The 17770-nt window shown below is 57.4% G+C and carries 19 protein-coding genes; 7 read left to right on the forward strand and 12 right to left on the reverse strand.

Annotated features, from left to right (window positions below; all coding sequences use genetic code 11):
* Positions 1-13: 13 nt before the first annotated feature.
* A complete protein-coding gene (locus E0504_RS10300) occupies positions 14-592 on the forward strand; it encodes a J domain-containing protein (RefSeq protein WP_207912443.1) in 579 nt (192 codons plus the stop codon).
* Positions 593-768: 176 nt separating this feature from the next.
* Here E0504_RS10300 and E0504_RS10305 read toward each other — a convergent pair whose 3' ends face one another.
* Complete coding sequence (locus E0504_RS10305; RefSeq protein WP_131623670.1) at positions 769-1632, reverse strand: hypothetical protein; 864 nt, start codon at positions 1630-1632, stop codon at positions 769-771.
* A 753-nt stretch (positions 1633-2385) separates the two neighbouring features.
* Between E0504_RS10305 and E0504_RS54085 the strand changes: the two genes are divergently transcribed.
* Positions 2386-2682 carry a M23 family metallopeptidase gene (locus E0504_RS54085; protein WP_373693885.1) on the forward strand — a complete coding sequence of 99 codons (297 nt, stop codon included), beginning with the start codon at positions 2386-2388 and terminating at the stop codon, positions 2680-2682.
* Positions 2683-2782: 100 nt separating this feature from the next.
* Here E0504_RS54085 and E0504_RS54090 read toward each other — a convergent pair whose 3' ends face one another.
* Genes E0504_RS54090 through cpaB form a run of 8 tightly spaced genes read right to left on the reverse strand, consistent with a single transcriptional unit; the run spans position 2783 to position 10853 of the window.
* A complete protein-coding gene (locus tag E0504_RS54090; RefSeq protein ID WP_373693880.1) occupies positions 2783-3508 on the reverse strand; it encodes a tetratricopeptide repeat protein in 726 nt (241 codons plus the stop codon).
* Positions 3509-3511: 3 nt separating this feature from the next.
* Entirely contained in the window at positions 3512-4480 is a 969-nt protein-coding gene (locus E0504_RS10315) for a type II secretion system F family protein (RefSeq protein ID WP_131623674.1), read from the reverse strand.
* 1 nt (position 4481) lies between these two features.
* The gene (locus tag E0504_RS10320; protein ID WP_131623676.1) at positions 4482-5483 is read right to left on the reverse strand and encodes a type II secretion system F family protein; all 1002 of its coding nucleotides are present in this window, start codon (positions 5481-5483) and stop codon (positions 4482-4484) included.
* Positions 5480-6874, reverse strand: coding sequence for a CpaF family protein (locus E0504_RS10325; RefSeq protein WP_131623678.1), 1395 nt, complete (start codon positions 6872-6874; stop codon positions 5480-5482). Before E0504_RS10325 ends, E0504_RS10320 begins: the two co-directional genes overlap by 4 nt.
* 2 nt (positions 6875-6876) lie before the next feature.
* Positions 6877-8079: a CpaE family protein gene (locus E0504_RS10330; protein ID WP_373693886.1), complete on the reverse strand. Its 1203-nt coding sequence runs from the start codon at positions 8077-8079 to the stop codon at positions 6877-6879.
* A 9-nt stretch (positions 8080-8088) separates the two neighbouring features.
* Positions 8089-8388 (reverse strand): hypothetical protein, encoded by a 300-nt coding sequence (locus E0504_RS10335; protein ID WP_131623682.1) that lies wholly within the window; start codon positions 8386-8388, stop codon positions 8089-8091.
* Positions 8378-9898, reverse strand: a complete 1521-nt coding sequence (locus tag E0504_RS10340) for a type II and III secretion system protein family protein (protein WP_207912444.1) — start codon at positions 9896-9898, stop codon at positions 8378-8380. Before E0504_RS10340 ends, E0504_RS10335 begins: the two co-directional genes overlap by 11 nt.
* Complete coding sequence (cpaB, locus tag E0504_RS10345) at positions 9888-10853, reverse strand: Flp pilus assembly protein CpaB (RefSeq protein WP_207912445.1); 966 nt, start codon at positions 10851-10853, stop codon at positions 9888-9890. Before cpaB ends, E0504_RS10340 begins: the two co-directional genes overlap by 11 nt.
* A gap of 491 nt (positions 10854-11344) precedes the next feature.
* Here cpaB and E0504_RS10350 point away from each other — a divergent pair, with 491 nt between their 5' ends.
* The 5 genes from E0504_RS10350 to E0504_RS10370 all read left to right on the forward strand — a co-directional run bounded on the left by E0504_RS10350 (position 11345) and on the right by E0504_RS10370 (position 15132).
* Positions 11345-12754: a pilus assembly protein TadG-related protein gene (locus tag E0504_RS10350; RefSeq protein WP_165938463.1), complete on the forward strand. Its 1410-nt coding sequence runs from the start codon at positions 11345-11347 to the stop codon at positions 12752-12754.
* On the forward strand, positions 12751-13278 hold the full coding sequence (locus E0504_RS10355) for a TadE/TadG family type IV pilus assembly protein (RefSeq protein ID WP_165938464.1): 528 nt from the start codon (positions 12751-12753) through the stop codon (positions 13276-13278). Before E0504_RS10350 ends, E0504_RS10355 begins: the two co-directional genes overlap by 4 nt.
* Positions 13275-13676 carry a TadE/TadG family type IV pilus assembly protein gene (locus tag E0504_RS10360; protein ID WP_131623690.1) on the forward strand — a complete coding sequence of 134 codons (402 nt, stop codon included), beginning with the start codon at positions 13275-13277 and terminating at the stop codon, positions 13674-13676. Before E0504_RS10355 ends, E0504_RS10360 begins: the two co-directional genes overlap by 4 nt.
* Before the next feature lie 87 nt (positions 13677-13763).
* On the forward strand, positions 13764-14591 hold the full coding sequence (locus tag E0504_RS10365; protein WP_131623692.1) for a DUF2569 family protein: 828 nt from the start codon (positions 13764-13766) through the stop codon (positions 14589-14591).
* Between the two features lie 58 nt (positions 14592-14649).
* Positions 14650-15132, forward strand: a complete 483-nt coding sequence (locus tag E0504_RS10370; RefSeq protein WP_243657480.1) for a prepilin peptidase — start codon at positions 14650-14652, stop codon at positions 15130-15132.
* Positions 15133-15629: 497 nt separating this feature from the next.
* Here E0504_RS10370 and E0504_RS10375 read toward each other — a convergent pair whose 3' ends face one another.
* The 3 genes from E0504_RS10375 to E0504_RS54095 all read right to left on the reverse strand — a co-directional run bounded on the left by E0504_RS10375 (position 15630) and on the right by E0504_RS54095 (position 17727).
* Positions 15630-15962 (reverse strand): helix-turn-helix domain-containing protein, encoded by a 333-nt coding sequence (locus E0504_RS10375; RefSeq protein WP_131623696.1) that lies wholly within the window; start codon positions 15960-15962, stop codon positions 15630-15632.
* Positions 15963-16151: 189 nt separating this feature from the next.
* Positions 16152-16808, reverse strand: coding sequence for a PEPxxWA-CTERM sorting domain-containing protein (locus E0504_RS10380; protein WP_131623698.1), 657 nt, complete (start codon positions 16806-16808; stop codon positions 16152-16154).
* A gap of 451 nt (positions 16809-17259) precedes the next feature.
* On the reverse strand, positions 17260-17727 hold the full coding sequence (locus tag E0504_RS54095) for a PilZ domain-containing protein (protein ID WP_131623700.1): 468 nt from the start codon (positions 17725-17727) through the stop codon (positions 17260-17262).
* Positions 17728-17770: the final 43 nt, after the last annotated feature.

Genomic DNA, 17770 nt, shown 5'->3' on the forward strand with positions numbered 1-17770 from the left:
CAAAGCAATGCTGGTGAATGACGGAACTTTCATCGACTATTATCACATTCTTCAGGTCACCCCTGACTGCGACGCGCGGGACTTAGAACGCGCTTACCGCGACCTAGCGAAACAGTTTCATCCAGATCATGCTGAGACGGCAGACGTCGAGAAGTTGAACGAGGTGATATCAGCTTATCGTGCTCTTCGGGATCACGACAGGCGAGCCGAGTACGATTTCCTCCACGCGACAAAGACTGCCAGCGGCGCGCGTTATCGCTACGAACATAATCGTGGGGCGCAGCAGGATCAGGAAGCTCCCCTGGAAGATCGGCAAGCGCACGAAACTATTCTTCGTCACCTGTACAAGCGGCGAAGAGAGCGCGCGAATGATCCCGGCGTCGCACCATTGTCCTTACAAGAACCGTTGAACTGCACCGAAGAGCTTTTCGCGTTCCATCTTTGGTATCTCAAAGCGAAGGGCTTCGTGGAAACTACGGAGCAGGGGACCATGGCGATCACCATACAAGGGATCGATCATGTGATAGCGACCTCTGGCGAGACTATGGCAGAGAAGCTTAGGATCACTCGATCCGAACCTGGACCGGTCTGATCAGCGTCGGTTGAGTGAGCTTTTCTCGCGTGTCACCGCGTGTAGCGTCGTTGCTGCGCGACCGACTTACTCCTCAGTACCCGCCGCTTAACCCGCTGTTGCTGCCAGCGACGGGAATTGCGTGTCGCCCATCACTGGTGGCTGGCGGTCTCGTCGTTGCTGAGAATGATCGAACTTCATGAAGGCGCAGGTTGAGGCGCTACGAGTGAACCAATAGCACGGCCTTGATTGATAAACTGAGCATGAGCTCCAAGTGAGCGAAGGATCTGCAGGATATCAGTCCCACTACCTTGGATCGCATGAGTGTCGACCAACAGTAATACGTCTCCTTGCTTAATTTGATTTTCATAATACTTCGCAGTGACGCCGTCTACGTCATGATCTTTCAGCATCTTGGTGATTGCACCAGCTGTGGCCCCCACGACGCCGCCGATCGTGGCTGCCGTTGACAATGTGGATGCGGCGATGGCGCCGCCAATTGCGAGTGGGCCGATGCCTGGTATCGATAACACAGCGGCTCCTACGAATGCACCCAGCAAGCCTCCACCGAGCGTTCGCCCTGCGACTTCCGCACTAGTGTGGCCCGCGGGCCGGTCGTGTTCGAGATTTGTGAAAGCATTGAGCCGTCCCAAAAATGAGATCGCTTCATTGGGAACTCCGGCCGCTTTCAGGGCTAACACGGCCTGCTGGGCCACTCGCGAATCTTTGAATGTGGCCACCACGCGGTGGCAGCGTCCTGCGAGATCTTCGGCCAACGCCGCGGAAAACATCTTGGCGAATCTGTTTCGGTCCCTCTCCGAGCGGAACAGAACACGTAGACCTGATGATCGATGCAGCCTCACGACGCTGGGAGTGTCAACGTTGTGGAACAGGGTCCTCAGCAACATGTTCACTGTTGTCGGCCGAAGCAGCTGGTCGGTAGCTCGGTTGATCCACTCCAGCTTGACTGGCCGCGGATAGCCAGGGTCAATCCAGTTCAAGGCTTGGACATCTTCAGCCTTAACGACAAAGCATATCGAAGAGCCCTCTCCTGTTCCCATCAGAACGTCCTTTCGTCGCCGATCTGCTGACGTGATAATCCACTACGGAGAATTCACTAAACTTGCCTTAGCCGATTGTAATGCTCCGACACCGACCGGCGAATTAGTGGCTGTGTGCCGCAATCGATCGGAGCGAAGCAGCAGGACAGGTTCTAAGCACGAGTATTCCAGCCTGAGGAGGTGCGGCGCTGAGCTTAGGTCACCAGCCCCTCCTCTGAACTTGAGATCGCTTCTCGTCGCCTAGCACTGATCCGCAAAACCATTGGCGTTCAGCCAGATCTGCCGGTACATACGCCTAGGGGGGGTGTCATGCTTAAGAGTCGTTGGGCCGATGCCCTTTCAGCATTGCTGTTGAGCGTCGCGGCCGCTCCGGCACTGGCCGACGAAGCCAGCACTATGCCGAAATCGTCAAGCGGGCTTGTGCCGATATTCGATCCGGCGAAAGAAAGCGATCGAGACGGAGGCGCTCGCATCAGCGTGAGCCGTGCTGCCGATCATGTTGGAACTGCGGTCTACTTTGTCCGGTCTGAAGCAGCGGGCAGCGGCAGCACATTAGTGGTGTCGTCTCGTAAGCTCCCGGCTGATGCGGTTTTCTCCCGTGCTCTCCCGCAGCCCCGTTTTACAAGCTCGCGTGGCGCGTCAGGCATTGCCTCGAGCATGTCTCAGCAACGGCCGCTTGCCGGGATGACGGTGACCAGCTCATTCGGATGGAGGCGCCACCCCCTGTCGGGCGCAATGATGCCACACAGCGGCATGGATCTTGCGGCCCCTTCCGGGACCCCCGTATTCGCGACGTCTGACGGTATTGTGGACGCATCTGGATGGAGCGGCGGGTACGGCCTGCTCGTTGCAGTTAGCCATACAGGCGGGCTGCAAACGCGCTATGCTCATCTGTCCCGGCTTAACGTGGCGCAAGGCCAACAAGTCCGTCGGGGCGAAGTGATCGGCTACGTCGGATCAACCGGGAACTCTACCGGCCCTCATTTGCACTACGAAATCCGCAGAGACGGAAGAGCGATCGATCCTTCGGCGCATTTTGGCCTCCAGTAGCCAAGTGCATAGTGCTTGCCTGGTCGAACTGCACAGGCATTCCATAGCGGATCATTCGAACGGTGGTTTTGCGCTGACCTTGTCGCGACGAGCGGCGCGCTTACGCCCCAGCCCTTGGCCCTGGCTTCAGGATAGGTCCATCAGACGGTGTTGGCGGGGGAAGAGTTATCCTCACGAACGATTTCGCAGCAGGGACATCACCCTTCCCGATGGACAGACGCACTAGGGGGCGAAACGCGCGCATATCAACCGCTGCTCTTTGGACCACCGGAGCTGGCTGCGGAGGCAGGGTAACAATCTTCACCTCAACTCGCGAGACACGTTGCAGCGCGCCTGACCTCCCCTCTAGGTTCGCCGAGCTCTGAGCAAGTGAACCCTGCTGCCCCTCAGCTGCGACGGCTGCTGGCCGATCCAATGGCAACGCTTGGACGGGTGCTGCAGGAGAGCTGAGCAGTTTCATCATATTCGCTGCATACTTGGGATTCTCGGGCTCCGCGGCGCTTGCCTGCCGAAAAAACCGCAGCGCCAGATCAGGTCTTCCGATACGCGCGTAAGCTACTGCCATGCCGTTAGTGGCGGCGGCGACGGGCTCGCCGTTCCCCATTGCTTTTTGAAACGCCTCTATCGCGAGGCCGGGATTTCCTGCGGCTAGGTGCGCGCGGCCAACATCAGTATTTTCCGTGCTTTCGAGCGCTAGTGTGACTGCCATCTTCTCAGGCGATTGTGCGATCGGTCCCACTCTGCCGCTTCCGAACAGCGAAGCACATCCACTCAAGGCTAAGGCAAGCGCGGGGACTGATACCATTAGCAAAGCCGGCTTCAGCATGATCTATTCTCCACCCATAGCAGGAAGCAATTGGCGAACCACGCGGATGGCTGCCGGCAGCATCAGCACACCGATCATCACAGGTAACATACAGGTGACGAGCGGGATCGAGATGAGTACCGGAATGCGATGAGCCTTCTCTTCGGCTCGCATGCGACGACGCTCTCGCATTTCAGCCGAATAAACCCGCAAGGTCTGGGCGATGCTGGTCCCCAGTTTATCCGATTGGATCAGTAAGGTCGCAAACGAGCTGATCTCTTCAACCCTGGCGGCCGCAGCCATCTTGCGCAGTGCGGTTTCACGCGAAGCCCCAGCCCGCAGTTGTAGCGTGACAGTAGTGAGCAGCTTTGAGATAAGCGGGTGCGACGAGGCCATTTCGCGGCCTACTCTGTCTAGTGCAGCCTCAAGGCCCAGACCCGCTTCGACACACACCAGCATGAGATCCAAGCTATCCGGAAACCCATTTATAATCGCTTCTGTGCGCCTATCAGCTTTAGCTCGCAACCAGAGTGCCGGTGCGTAAAGCCCCACCAGTGCGGCGATGGACCCGAACAGGTAGAGCTTGAAGAACGATAGCTCTGCTCCACCCAACAGGCTAAGACCGACGTAAGCGGTAGGTAACGCTATGACGAGGACGAGGCGGATCAGGGTGTAAACCCGCGGGGCTGCCGGGGAGTCGTACCCGGCTGCGACTAGCTTGTCGCGCAGGCGATCGGACTTTGTATCCTCCAGCGTGAGCCCTGCGCGCTCAATCCTATCGACGAGCCGGCTCCAAGCGTCATCCTGCCGCTTACGCAACCCAGCGGTACCGCTGGGTCCACGCGCTTCGACGAGAGTTCGCAAGTCAGACTTGACCACGGCTCGCCTGGATATAGCGCCCATCAGCAGCATGGCGACCCCTACGATCAAGGCGAAGAGGGTCGCGAGCACAAGAATGCGAGCGAGAGAATTCGAAGCTAGAAACTCGACCATGTCAGACCTTCAGGTCCACGATCTTGCGTATGATCACAACGCCGATTGCGTAAAGGACGATGAGCGAACTAAAACCGATGACAAAGATTCGATCTTGCGCGACATCGAAGTAGAAGCCGGGGTTGACTGCCAGCATGCTCAGCAAGGTCAATACTGGCAAGGCTGTCAGCATCCACGCGCTCATCCTGCCTTCGGAACTGAGCGCACGAACTTTCATGTACATGCTAGCCCGAGCCCTAATAACCGAAGATAAGTTTTGGAGAATCTCTGCTAGATTGCCGCCAGTCTCACTTTGTACGGAAATAGAAACGACGAACATGCGCATGTCGTCCAAGTCCCAGCGTTCAGCCATGTCGGCCAGCGCATCGGTCAGCTCAGCACCATAGGAAACTTCGTCTGACACTAGGCCAAACTCGCTCCCGATCGGATCTTCCATTTCTTCAGTGATGAGAAAAATCGCTGAAGCGACTGGATGCCCGGCGCGCAGAGAACGAGTGAAGATGTCCAACGCAACCGGAAACTGCTCTTCCATCTTCTTTCGCCGGCGCCGCGCAATGCGACTGATGATCATGATCGGCAGTCCAATGGACAGGGCAACTGAAGTCACGACGACCAGCAGAATTGCGCCGACTGTGATCGTGTATCCAGCCCCCCAAGCTAGCAACAGGATCAATGTGGCGACGGTACCCGTTGCCACGACCATGCCGACGGAAAGCCTGCGCGCTTGAACTGGCAAGGCGGACATCATGACCATGCGGATGAACGCAATGCGTGCCCGCGTCAGTAAACCCGCGTCATTCGGCAGTTCAGGCGGAAGGTTCTTCAGCAAGCTGCTGGAGACCTCTTCTCGGCCAAGACCGGACCGTAGCAATGTCAGCCGCCTGTTAACGGCGGTGCGTTCTGATCTGCGATTCAGGACGGTGCTAAGAACCAGCTGCGACAAAAGAAAGACAGACGCGAAAATCGCAACTAAGACGGTAAGTCTGACCAGCAATTCGGTCACTGCGTGTCGAACCGAGATTGTGGCCGAAATAGCGCCGGGTCTAAATTGATCCCATACGCAGCGAGCTCAGCTGCAAACTTAGGACGAATACCAGTCGCCTCGAAGTGGCCGAGAACATCGCCAGCATCGTTCCGTCCAGTCATCTTGAAGCGGAAGATCTCCTGCATGGTGATCGTTTCGCCTTCCATGCCGGTCAGCTCACTAAGAGACAGCACTTTTCGTTTACCGTCGCTGAGGCGGCCAATCTGAACAACGACGTTGATAGCTGAAGCAATTTGCGAGCGGGCGGAACGGGCAGACACGTCAAGCCCACTCATCCCGACCATCTGTTCAATGCGAGACAAAGCATCACGCGGAGTATTGGCGTGGACAGTCGTCATGGAACCGTCGTGGCCGGTGTTCATAGCCTGCAGCATGTCGAACGCTTCGCCGCCTCGGCACTCTCCCAGGATGATACGGTCAGGCCGCATGCGAAGGGCGTTCTTGACCAGTTCGCGCTGAGTAACTTCCCCTTTGCCCTCCATGTTCATCGGCCGGGTTTCCAACCGGGCAACGTGCTCCTGCTGAAGTTGAAGTTCAGCTGAGTCTTCGATCGTTACTATGCGTTCGCGATGATCGATGAAGGTTGAAAGCGCGTTGAGCATGGTGGTCTTGCCCGAACCGGTGCCGCCCGAGATGATCAAGTTGCGCCTGCCGCCTACTATGCCTTGTAGAACCTCAGACATCTCCGGCGGCATGGAGCCGAGCTCGATCATTCGGTCCATGCTGATGGGTTTTTTTGAAAACTTGCGGATCGACAGCAGCGACCCGTCGATCGCCAGTGGCGCAACGATCGCGTTTACACGAGAGCCGTCAGCAAGCCGGGCGTCAACAAAGGGGGATGACTCGTCTACTCGGCGGCCGACAGCACTCACGATCTTCTGAATAATCCGCAGCAGATGCTTCTCATCCTGGAACCGTGTGCCCACTCGCTCGAGCACTCCGAAACGTTCGACGAACACCGTCTGGAAACCATTCACCAGAATGTCGTTGATCGTCTCGTCTTTCAGCAGAGGCTCGAGTGGCCCCAGTCCGAGCAGCTCATCGAGTACATCATTGGACAACGCAGAGCGTTCGCTCCTGTTCAGCAGTTCGCCGCGCTGCTCGAGCAACTCGCCGACGATGTCGGTGACTTCCTTGAAAATTTGCTCGCGAGGCATTTTCTCAAGCAAGGACAAGTTGATCCGATCGAGCAACTGCTGGTGAATAAGGACCTTGAGAGACAGTATCTTGTCTGAAACTTCAAATTGCCCAGGCGACTGCGGCGCTGCCACAACAGGCGCCGCCTCAGAATGGGGCGTGGCTTTCTCAACCGACGCGGGTTCTGGCTGTGTTCGGCGGACCTGCCACATCGCTATCGTCCTCCAGCGCGCCAGCCGCTGCGAAGCTGCGCGCCAATATGCTCGATGTCGCTAACGAACCGGCTCTTTCGTTGTACTTCACCGACCAACATGCCCTGGTTCTGCGCAGTATTCACTACTGGTGTCTCGAGCGCGATGCTGCCCAGCACCGGGTGCCCTAGTGTCTCCGCCACGTCAGTTAAACTGATCGTTCGAAACAGGCGCTTCTCCACTCGGTTCACGACGATCGCTACTTTGCTATCGTCGATTCCGACTGAGCGGAACAGTTCGAGGCGTCGCTTAGCTTGCCGCAGGCTCGCGATGCTGAGTTCAACGACCAACACGACCGTGTCGGCAGCGAGCGAGGCTGATAAGGTCCAACTCGTCCAGTTGGCCGGCAGATCCAAGACAACATTGGCGTACTGTTGCCGCAGCAGGCGGATCACGCGCAGCAGGTCATCTGTATCAACCGACTCCAGAGGCATGATCGAGTCCGGCGCCGCAATGACTGATAGTCCCCTGGCGGTTTCTGCAGTGACGGAGCGAAGTAACTCGTCGTCAAGTCGCTCGTGAACTCCGAGGAGGTCGGCCACATTCCCGCGCGGGGCGACGCCTAGATAGTCTGCGACGCTGCCGAACTGCAGGTCAAGATCCACGATGATTGTTCCGCGACCACGCGCGTCATTGGTGTTGAGGTCAGCAGCGAGGTGCGTAGCGATCGAAGTCGCACCGCAGCCACCGATCGATCGAGCGACCACAATCAGGGGCGCCAGCTCTGTGCTTGCCGCGGGTGCTGAACTGAGTGCGGTAGCCGCATCAACCGAAACTTGCAGTAGTTCCGTAAGATCGAACGGGAGGGATACGACGTCGGTAACGCCTTGGCGCACCAGAGTTCGGACAAGTGGAACGCTGGCCCCTTGAATCGCTGCCACCAAAGGAAGCTCCGGACGTTGTTCTCTGATGACACCGATGCGAGCAACCGAAGTGCGATCGTATGGGTCCACCTCGATCACTAGCAACGTGGCATCCACGAACAAGTCAGCCGAGATCTCCTCGCCGGGCGCATGTGGAGCAAGCTTCAGGCCAGGTAACAACTGCATGCTTGATTCGTTAGATAACCCCTCGATGTAAGCTGGCGAGGCCACAACGAGGATGCGGTCGGTATTATGCAGAGGCCGGATGTCCATAGCGTTCGTCAAGATCTCATAGCTGCCCATCACGCGGACTCAGCCAGGCTCCCGGCTGCTCTCAGGCACGCCAGCATCGCTGGTCCGCACTCTGTCGGGCTGCTTAACCTGGTCAGTGCGATAACGCTCTACCGCTTGTGCAGCGTGCTCTGCGTGGGTCTCGGGTATAGCCGAGGTATAGACCGGCGCCGGATCGATAATCTGCGCCGCCATGGTCTGGCGATTGGCTTCACCAAAATTATCTTGGCCGCCCAGGTACGGCAGTCCATCAGACTGCCCGTGCGTGCAGGCAGACAGCGCAAGTGCGAAGCTGGCCGCCGCAAAGATCTTAGTAGGCATAGCCATCCTCGCTAGTTGTTGTGGGCTGCGTGGCCGCGGGCTCAGCCATCATCAGTTCCTCCGGTGTCAGGCTCGTTGCCGCAGGTTGCGCCGGTTCGACGGGAACTGGTCGGTAAGGCTGTCCAAACAGGAATGTGTCACTTTCACGTGGGTCTTGGACGCGGTCAGTCGGCAGGCGAACTTGCTCAGGTCGGAGCGGCTGAACGAGGTGCGGCGTCACGACAATCAGCAATTCGGTCTCGCCCTTGCGAAAACTACTGGAACGGAACAGCGCACCTATGATGGGAAGTGATCCCAACAGAGGGACTTGCTCGACCGTCGTTTCGAAGTCTTTCGACAACAGCCCGGCGATTGCGAAGCTCTCTCCGTCGCGTAGCTCCAGCGTTGTATTAGCGCGCCGCGTGCGCAGCCCCGGAATGACCAGATCGCCGATGCGCAGCGATGCGTTCTGGTCGATCGCACTTACCTCAGGCTCCACGATCAAACTGATAGTCTTGTCGCCAAGCACCGTCGGCGTGAACGCAAGGCTCACGCCGAATGGCTTGAACTCTACAGTGATCGCTCCGCCCTCGCCGCTCGTCTGGTTTACGGGCACAGGGAACTCTCCCCCCGCTAAGAACGAGGCTCGCTCGCCTGACAGTGCCACCAGGGTAGGCTGCGCCAATGTTTTAGCTAAGCCGCGCGACTCGAGCGCATTGATTTGCGCCGTTATATCTAGACTTCCGAGTCCGAAGGTCTTGCGCAGGATGCCAAACATGTTGGCAATGGGTGTCGTCGACAAGAACGCGGGGACCGCCCCACTCTCCTTAACGGATACGTTGCCGTTGCTGTCGACCGTGGTTTCGACGGTCCCGGGTATCGTAGGCTGAAAACCTGATCCCGTTCCGGTTATTCCGTCGAAGGTTCCGTTACGCGAGCGTCCGGAGAGACGAACACCTAAATCTTTCCCGCTGTCCCGGCTCACCTCGGCAAAGCGCACCTCTAGCATAACCTGCTGGCTCGAGCCCATCGAGATCAGATTGATGACACTCCCGCCGCTTTCCTCGTCGATGAAGGCGCGCGCGAGTTGGTTGGCCCGGTCGGCGGCGCCGGCGCTGTTGACCATACCAGTCAGCACAATGGATTTGTTCGAGATGCGCGCTTCGATCAGCTCATTCGGCACTACGCGCCGAAGCTGGTCCTCCAAAGCGATCACATCAGGGCCCACCGCAATATCCATGATGCTCATCACTCGGCCAGCACTGTCATAGAGCGTGAGGCTTGTAGTGCCCATCTTCTTGCCAAGTACGTAAATCGAGCGATCCGTGATCGGCAACACATCGGCAACGTCTGCATTTCCAACCATTGCTCTGGCAATCGGCCGGTCAGCGGTGACGACTTGGCTCTTGTTGAGCGGCACGTCCAACGAGCCGGCATGCAGCGCGGGAGCCTGTGCTAAGACCGCCGATTCGAAGGAGCCCGCGACGAGCGCGAGCGCCAGAGCGGTGCTTCGGAACAAGTTAAAAGCCACGTTGCACCTCATATTCACTCGGCTGGCTGCCACGGACGACCGTCATCGTCGGACCACTGGGACGGGGCTGCGGCGTAGCACGCGGAGCTGTCATTGCGGCCGAGCGCTGCGGGACCACGTTGGGAGCAGGCGCTGCTGGGGGCTGCGCGGCAGTACGCGCTCCGATGCGCAGAGACCGGCCACTCGCAGACAAGTTTTGCGGCAGCACCGTCGCATTGGCTCCGACCGCAGGATCGGCGACGTTGCGCAAGGCCAGGCTGATGGTGCCGAGCTGAATACCCAGCGCCAGCTTTTGCGCACCATAAGCGTCCACCTGCAATGTGGCGGTCTTGCCCACTGTCGGGTTTGTGTTTTTCTCATCGGCAACCTGGTCGATGCCAAGCACCGGCGCAGCCTCCATAATGACATCCGTCATCTTGTCGTTGGCTGTAGCACCCTCACCCGGAATCTGCCGGGTCAGCAGCACATCGACCACGTCGCCTGGACGAATAAATCCACCTACGCCGGCGACATCAGTAATCGGTACCGAGTAGGCCAGCTTACCCACGGGAAGATTGGCGGAGAGAGTTGCGCGACCATCAGCACCGGAAATCTTGGAGGCAAGCACAGGCTCTCCAACGACGATCGGACGTAGGGCTACTCGCCCACCACGCGCGGCCTCTGCGACGGAAGCAAAAGACCCAGCTGGAACGGAGCTTGCCGGCCAGTTCACTATCCGTAGATTCTGCTCACCCAGCGGAGTGCCGAACGCCAATTCTTGGCTGGCTACAACGATGGGTGACAATCGCTGCTGCTCTGCAACGCGCTCCTGCTGATCTTGGACGCCGCCGAAGTAAGCATTAGCCAGGATCACAGCCACCAAGCCGATCGCCAGCGCGACACCAAGTAAGATTAGTTTTTGCCCCCGCATGTGCCCCCCGGCAATTGTGGCGGCCACTTCGGCCACCAAGCTCACGTCCGAACTGGTCGGATCGAAAATATACTCTCGTAGCTCGACTCGACTGGCGCGGCTGGATGCGCAGACGCCAGAACAAGGCTGATTCAAGATCGGTCAGAACAGCCTAACGGTCAACTTATAAGTGTCTAGGGTAGACTAATGTAGGCCTATCAATCCCTTATTGCTCGAACTGTGTACCTCTGTCGCCTGGCCGGCCCCAAAAAAGCTTCTGCGCTCGTTGCCCCCACAACAGCGATGTCGCGGCTTATCGCCAACAGAGCAAACAATGCCGGTGACCCTTCTCATAACGGCACACATCTCCCGGGCATCAGACAAATGGTTGCAATCTGATGAACCGAATGCTTTTCTAGCCAGAACGAGATTAGGTCGAGTCGCATTATACATCCCGACCCAGCTTGCCAGCCTTGCTGCAACCTTGCATCAAAGTTTTAGTGAGGGCCTGGATATTAGAGGCAGGGTTCAGCTGACAAATAATGCGGGGGCTTAGTGTGCAAAATTACCTGACAATTGACGGGGCCAAGTCCGCAGCAGCCAGTGGCTTGCTACGCATGCTTTTGTCATGGTTCTATTGCAACCGTGCTGCGATCGCTCCGATGACGGCGATCCTGATGGTGCCTGTGGTAGGCAGCATCGCTTACGCAATCGAGCTTGGTAGTTGGCAGTATCTGCAGCGCTCTGCGCAGAATGCGGCAGACAGCGCCGCTCTCGCGGCGGCAACCGTTAACAGCGGTACCGCCACAACTGGGAGTCTGTCCTCGAACGAAGCAAGAGCAGCGGCCAGGCAATTCGGCTTCGTCGATGGTGTAAACAGCGCATCCGTCACTTCGGCGCTCACCTCGTGCCCTCCCGGGGTAGCTGCCGGATCGATCTGCTATGAAGCCATTGTGGGTACGACATTCCCACTCTCGTTTTCTCGCGTTATCGGATTCGGCGCGCCGGGGCAGACGAGTCAATCAATTGTGGCCCGCGCTGTGGCTATCGCTGCAGGCTCAAGTGGCGGCGGCGGCGCGCCGACTAACGCGGTGTGTGTGTGGACGTTCAATCTTCTCGATACGAACGGCACCCCCCAGGCAAACCTTGATGGTTGCGCAGCGCTTTCGAATGGAAATATGGTTTGCGCGGGCAATGGGCTGCTCGCCGATTACGCCGTCGCAGGTGGGACTGTGACTGGTCCATGCGCCAACCCTCAGGGAGGTATAAACCTCTCGGGACAGACAGGATTACCCGCTGACCCCTATGCTGGAATGGTTTCCAGCATCCCGCCGAACACCTGCAGAAATTATCCACGACTAGGCGAAGAGGACGTGGTCCAAATTGACGGCGAGATGAGCGGAGAAATCAAGCTTTGTGGCGATATCCAGCTCAAAGGCGATGTGACGCTGACAGGAAACGCTACCAAGCTAGTGATATACAATGGCCGCCTCGATCTTAATCGACACACTGTGAAGACGGCCGCAGGGGCGACGGCTACTGTCATTTTTTCTGGCACAACCGATAGCACCTATCATCACTATCCTGTTGACTTCGGGACGGGTTCGGGTTCCGGCGTGATGGAGATCGAGGCCCCAACGGGCAGCGCCGACCCATTCAAGGGTGTCGCGGTCTATCAGGACCCCCGTCTCGGGAACACCAATGTTGGCTTCACTTACACAGGCAACAAACCTGCTTGGAAAATTACTGGAGCCATTTACCTTCCCAACGCAAACGTGACATTCAGCGGGATCGTCGACAAGGCTGATGATGGTTCTTATTGTCAGATACTCGTTGCGGATACTGTACGGATTGACGGAACTGGGAAGATCATTGGTGACGTCACTGGCTGTGCCGCGGCGGGTATCACCCCGCCGACTGTACCAGTCGGCCCTGCGCTTGCGGTGCGCGAGAAACTAGTCCTGTGACCTTGCTAAAGTTCCTGCGCGACAAAAGCGGCGCCGCAGCTGCTGAATTGGCGCTGATCTTGCCTGCGTTCGCTTTTATCCTGCTCAACGTGGTAGATTTGAGCGTGTATTTGTATAGCAAGATGCAAGTGGATCTTGCCGCTCAGGAGGCCGTCGGAGCGGCGCGCGTTTTGTGCGACACCGACGCGGAGCTTCCCGCGACACAGGGCGCGAACTGTCCGGCGCTCACTGCAACTATGCTCGCTGCAGCACAATCTACCTCGCTTGGCTCCAACGTGTCTCTTGGCACACCCGCTGAGGCATTTTACTGCACTACATCTGGGGGGGTACTCACTCAAGTCGCGGCGATTGGCGCGACGGTTCCGGCGAATTGTTCAGCGGTAGTCACCGGCAGCACGGCTAGCCCCGGCAACTATATCGCTGTTGAGGCAAGCTACCCGTTCAGCCCTGTCTTCCCTGGTGCTTCGGTCGCGGCATTCTTGCCTAAGAGAATTACCCGAACAGCTTGGCTTCGACTTGCATGATGCCTCATGACATTTCCTCATTCGCGCGTTTTTGCTGTGACGAGACAGCAGCGGCGGCAGCTGAATTTGCTCTGGTGGTCCCGATCTTTTTGGGTCTGATTTTCGCAACTATCAACGGCTCTATCATGATGTCCGCCGTTACACAGATGCATTACGCGGCAGAGCGGGCAGCACGCTGCTTATCTGTAGACGTCGGGGGCGCCTGTACGCCTGGCGGTATTGATGCTTACGCGAAAGGTTTTTACAATGGCCCGGCGCTGACGGGGATGAGCTTTACCCCAACCTCGGGCGTAGCGTGCGGAAATCGCGTGCAAGGAGCTGGCACTTACGAGTTGATCAGCGGATTGGAATTTACATCCGTTCCGATATCTTCGGAGGCCTGCTACCCTAAGATCTAGCTGTCTCAGACCTCGATGACGTGCTGTTCGGCCGGGTGTGTTTCCTAGTTTAGGGAAACTTAACCAAAAGCGCGGATTAAGAGGGACATGAAGTCCTCTACCCTTCCATTCCCCAGCGACCACAGGCTCAAAGAGCTATTCAGCATGGCTTCTTGCCAGCTTCGAGAACGCAGCCGCTCATTGGTTGTGTTCCTCGATACCCGGATGGAGGGGCTGATTGTCGCCTGGATCGCACTCATCCTCATGCTTGGTTTGGCCAAGGTGGCGATTGCACCGGTACCGGTCACAAGCTTCGCCGCTGGTCTAGTCCCGTTGCTGCCGTACCTACTGATCGCCTTCTCGCCCGTTGCGGGGTACCGTGTTGCCGCAGGCAGCTTCCCTAAGGGATTGCTGTCCGCGCAGCCAATCGTCCGCCTGTGCCGCTACGGCTCTTGGCGCCAGCTCGACACGCTTTCTGCGAGGCAGAACCCTGCGTTCGGTCCGGTTGGCTTCATGGCCTCTCTGCTGGTCGGCCTGTTGCTGAACGTGCCGTTCCGCAGCCTGGAATTCATGCTTGCCGTTCCTGCCATCGCGCCTGGGGCTCCTGACTGGGCTCACGTCCTGATGTGGGCGATGACAGCTGACGTTGTCGTGATGAACTTTTTCTACATGATCTGTTTTGTCATGGCGATCCGTTCGGTGCCGCTTTTCCCGCGGATGCTCCTGTTTGCGTGGATTGCTGACGTAGTCATGCAGCTAGCTATAGCGCAGCAGTTCGCCGCGCTGCCAGGCACCCCGCCAGAAGTCGCGTCCGCTTTGCAGACACTGATTGAAGGCAATCTTCAAAAAGTGGCGATTAGCGCTTTTGTGTGGATTCCCTACTTGGTACTATCAGAGCGCGTCAACATCACCTTTCGTCAGCGCGTTCGCAACTAGGGCGCTTCAATGAGCGTTGCAGACAACGCTTACGTCTAATGCGGGAGGGGTGCTCAAGATGTTTGATCAGGTACCGCCATTAGCGTCACCGGAATCTCTGGTGCCATTTGCTGTGCTCGGTATATTCGCCTGCGTAGCCGCCTGGTGCGATTATCGCTATAGAACAATACCGAACTGGCTGTGTATAGTGACAGCAGTCACAGGTCTCGCGATGTCGTTCTGGATAATTCCAGATAACTTTGTCAGTCATGCGATGCACATGGTGATCGCATTAATTGGAGGCATGATACTCTTCAGCTTACGGGTGTTCGGCGGAGGCGACGCCAAATTTTATGCCGCTGTTGCAGCTTGGTTTGCTATGGGTGAGGCAATTCAACTGTTAGTGGCGGTAACCCTTAGCGGCTTAGTCTTGGTAGTTGTCTGGTTCACCTACCGCAGATTAGCAGGCCGTCGACTCTCAAAAGACTCTACCAAGAAAACGGACTCGCTTCCGTATGGGATTGCGATCGGCTTTGGCGGAATTGCGCTCGCTCTGATGTGAGTGCACCAGATGCTTAGCGCCAGGTGACCTTGTACTGCTAGCTGATGCATGGGAAGTCGAACCTCTGCCCTCGTATCGCCTTGCTAATTTCTGATAACGGCGCCTGCTCACGTGCACTTGAATCTGTCGCAATCTATGAACTGACACTACGTCCCTGGCCAGTGACAGGCAGGCAGGGACGGCGCGGGCCGCGGAGTTCCGGCCTTCTGATCTGATGAGCAGAAAGCCCGTAATGATCGATACGCGTCGGTCATCTGCGGCCGCAGCCTAGCATGGGAACTGCAGATCCGGCTTTCGACGTATCTCTCCATCTCGCGAGGATGGACGTAAGCCCAAGCGCCCCTATCGTCGTCATCGAGCGGCATGAGCTAAAGTGTCACGTGCAAGGCGCGGTTATCATTCCGGCCGTTCGCGCCTGCGTGGAGATGAGCGAGGGTCTGCAAGCGGGTGGAAGTAGACGTTGGTTCCAGGTTCTCGAGCGCTGTCTGATGCAAGATCTAGAACGTGATCGCGATAAGCACCTTCTGGCTGGTGATGCCTGCTAGTGCCGCGATTCTTGCTCTGCTGCGGGCGATCTCATCAGAAAGCGCTTCGGATAGCGCGAACGGTTCGGCTCTAACGCGGGGCAAGATCAGTTCATTCTCAGAAATGCCGAGAGCTTGGGCTATGGCCGGTATACGCTCTTTGCGGGGGTAAGCCTTGCAGTTCTCCCATGCCCAAATTGTAGGCTTACTCACACCAACCCGTTTCCCTAATTCGGCGAGAGTGAGCTTGCTCTCGCGACGGAGCAGATAGAGCTTCGAGCCGAGGTAATCTTGCTCAGTCATCATATGCGCTCCACCATGATCGCCCTGCCGCGATTGAGGGCTTTAACACTCAGCAATTGAAGCTCAGGGCATCGTCGATCGCGCGTCTCTTGCTCGCGACAATTGGTCCAAAGCAAAGCAGTCGGCAAGAAGCCGCACAGCAAAACGCCGCCCGTGTTTTGACGAGCGGCGCCTTGCATCCATCGCTTAACTTCAGAAAGCGTAACGCACGCGCGCCTGAGAGTAATCTCTGCTGCGGCGACGACGCATGCCAAAACCGACAGCGCCAAAGCCAAAAAGCATCATTGCCCAAGTCGCAGGCTCGGGAACGGCGCCCGGTCCGGCGCTGACTTCATCCACCCGGAACTGCCTGGCGGTGCCCACACCAGGCGCAAAGGTGAAACCGAGCGTGGTGATACCACCACCGCTGACGGTGAACTTATTTTGGCCCGATGCAGTGATGTTGCAGATGCTACAGGTGCCGAAATCAAAGGAATTAGTCAGGCCTTCGTTTACGAACAGCTCAAACGTCCCGTCAGTATCTGCGTCGAAACTAAAAGTGATCTTATCCCAAGGGTTCGCAAAAATAACCGTTAGATCATTCATTGTACCATCGAGGGGGCTGATAACGGCCTGTCCCTTGCCCGTGATCTCCAGGACATCTGCAGAAACAAATGTAACTGCGGAGCCCTCCTGGTTGACAACACCGTTGACAGTCGTGTCTTCCTGGTCGCCCGTGGAGTGGACCCCAAGTCCGGTGCCGAAAGACCCTTCCTCGATGGTGTAGGGTTCCAAAGTGACAGCCGCCTGAGCGGGAGTGCAGAATATAGCAGATGCGCCGCATGCCAGCGCCAAAGTCGCGTACCTCATATCACAGATCCTGACGTTTTATGTTCAACTCGGGTGCGACCAAGTTTGCGCCGCTTATGCTGCGGTCTCGCCTGGGGGTCGACGAACATAACTTTCGAACGACTCGGGCTGCGTAAGGATATGTAAACCATCTGAAGCTAACGGTGGAGTCTTTTGTGGTGAGCGGTGTCCCAAATAAAAACGTCACAGTGCCCCCTGGTGGGCGGAGCCATCAGAATCATAATCTGCCAGAGCTTCTGGTCTAACCCCTCAGGGAGGCAGCTGCGGATCAACGGCGCCTCGCCTGTAGAGAAAACGAGTTGATCGCTTGCGGGTAGAAGTTACAAGAAGCAGCGTCCGACAATGGGTTGGAACAACCACGGCGCTCTTCATAGCCAAATGCCGACTGCCATAGGACGAGCGGCGCCGGACTCTGCAGGGACGTTTGATGAGCAGAAGACGCTTAGTGGTCTCAGTCCTCTTCTAACGGAGGATTAAGTCGCACGAGATGGTCGGCGACAGCTGGATGTAGTGACTGAACGAACTCAAGGCCTGATACTTGACCGGCCGACCACGACGCAACGGCACCGAGCGTTTCAAGACCGTCGATCTTCAACCCGTACGTCAGCCCAATCTTGAGCGGCTGGTGCAATGCTGTGACGGCGCAACCTCCGGCCGACAGATCCATCAGACGGACAGCGTGACGGGCGCCTTGGCTGGTCTTAGCTACAGCATCAATGCTGGTGTCCAGCCGAGGCGAGCGCCGCCTCTCTTTGCGGTTTCTGCTGTCTAGCATCCCGGTTCCTATCAGCGATTGGATGCGACCAGAAAGTTCTATGAGACCTGCCTTATAGGCGAATTTATAAAGAATCTGTTTAGATGTCGAAGGGGCACTGACCCCGCAGCACACTCTCCACATGCGCGCCCCGTTGACCGCCATCTCAGGCGGAAGCGGGGGAGCTTGAGGAACGCGGCCTCGTCAA

It is taken from the genome of Parafrankia sp. BMG5.11 (assembly GCF_004337455.1).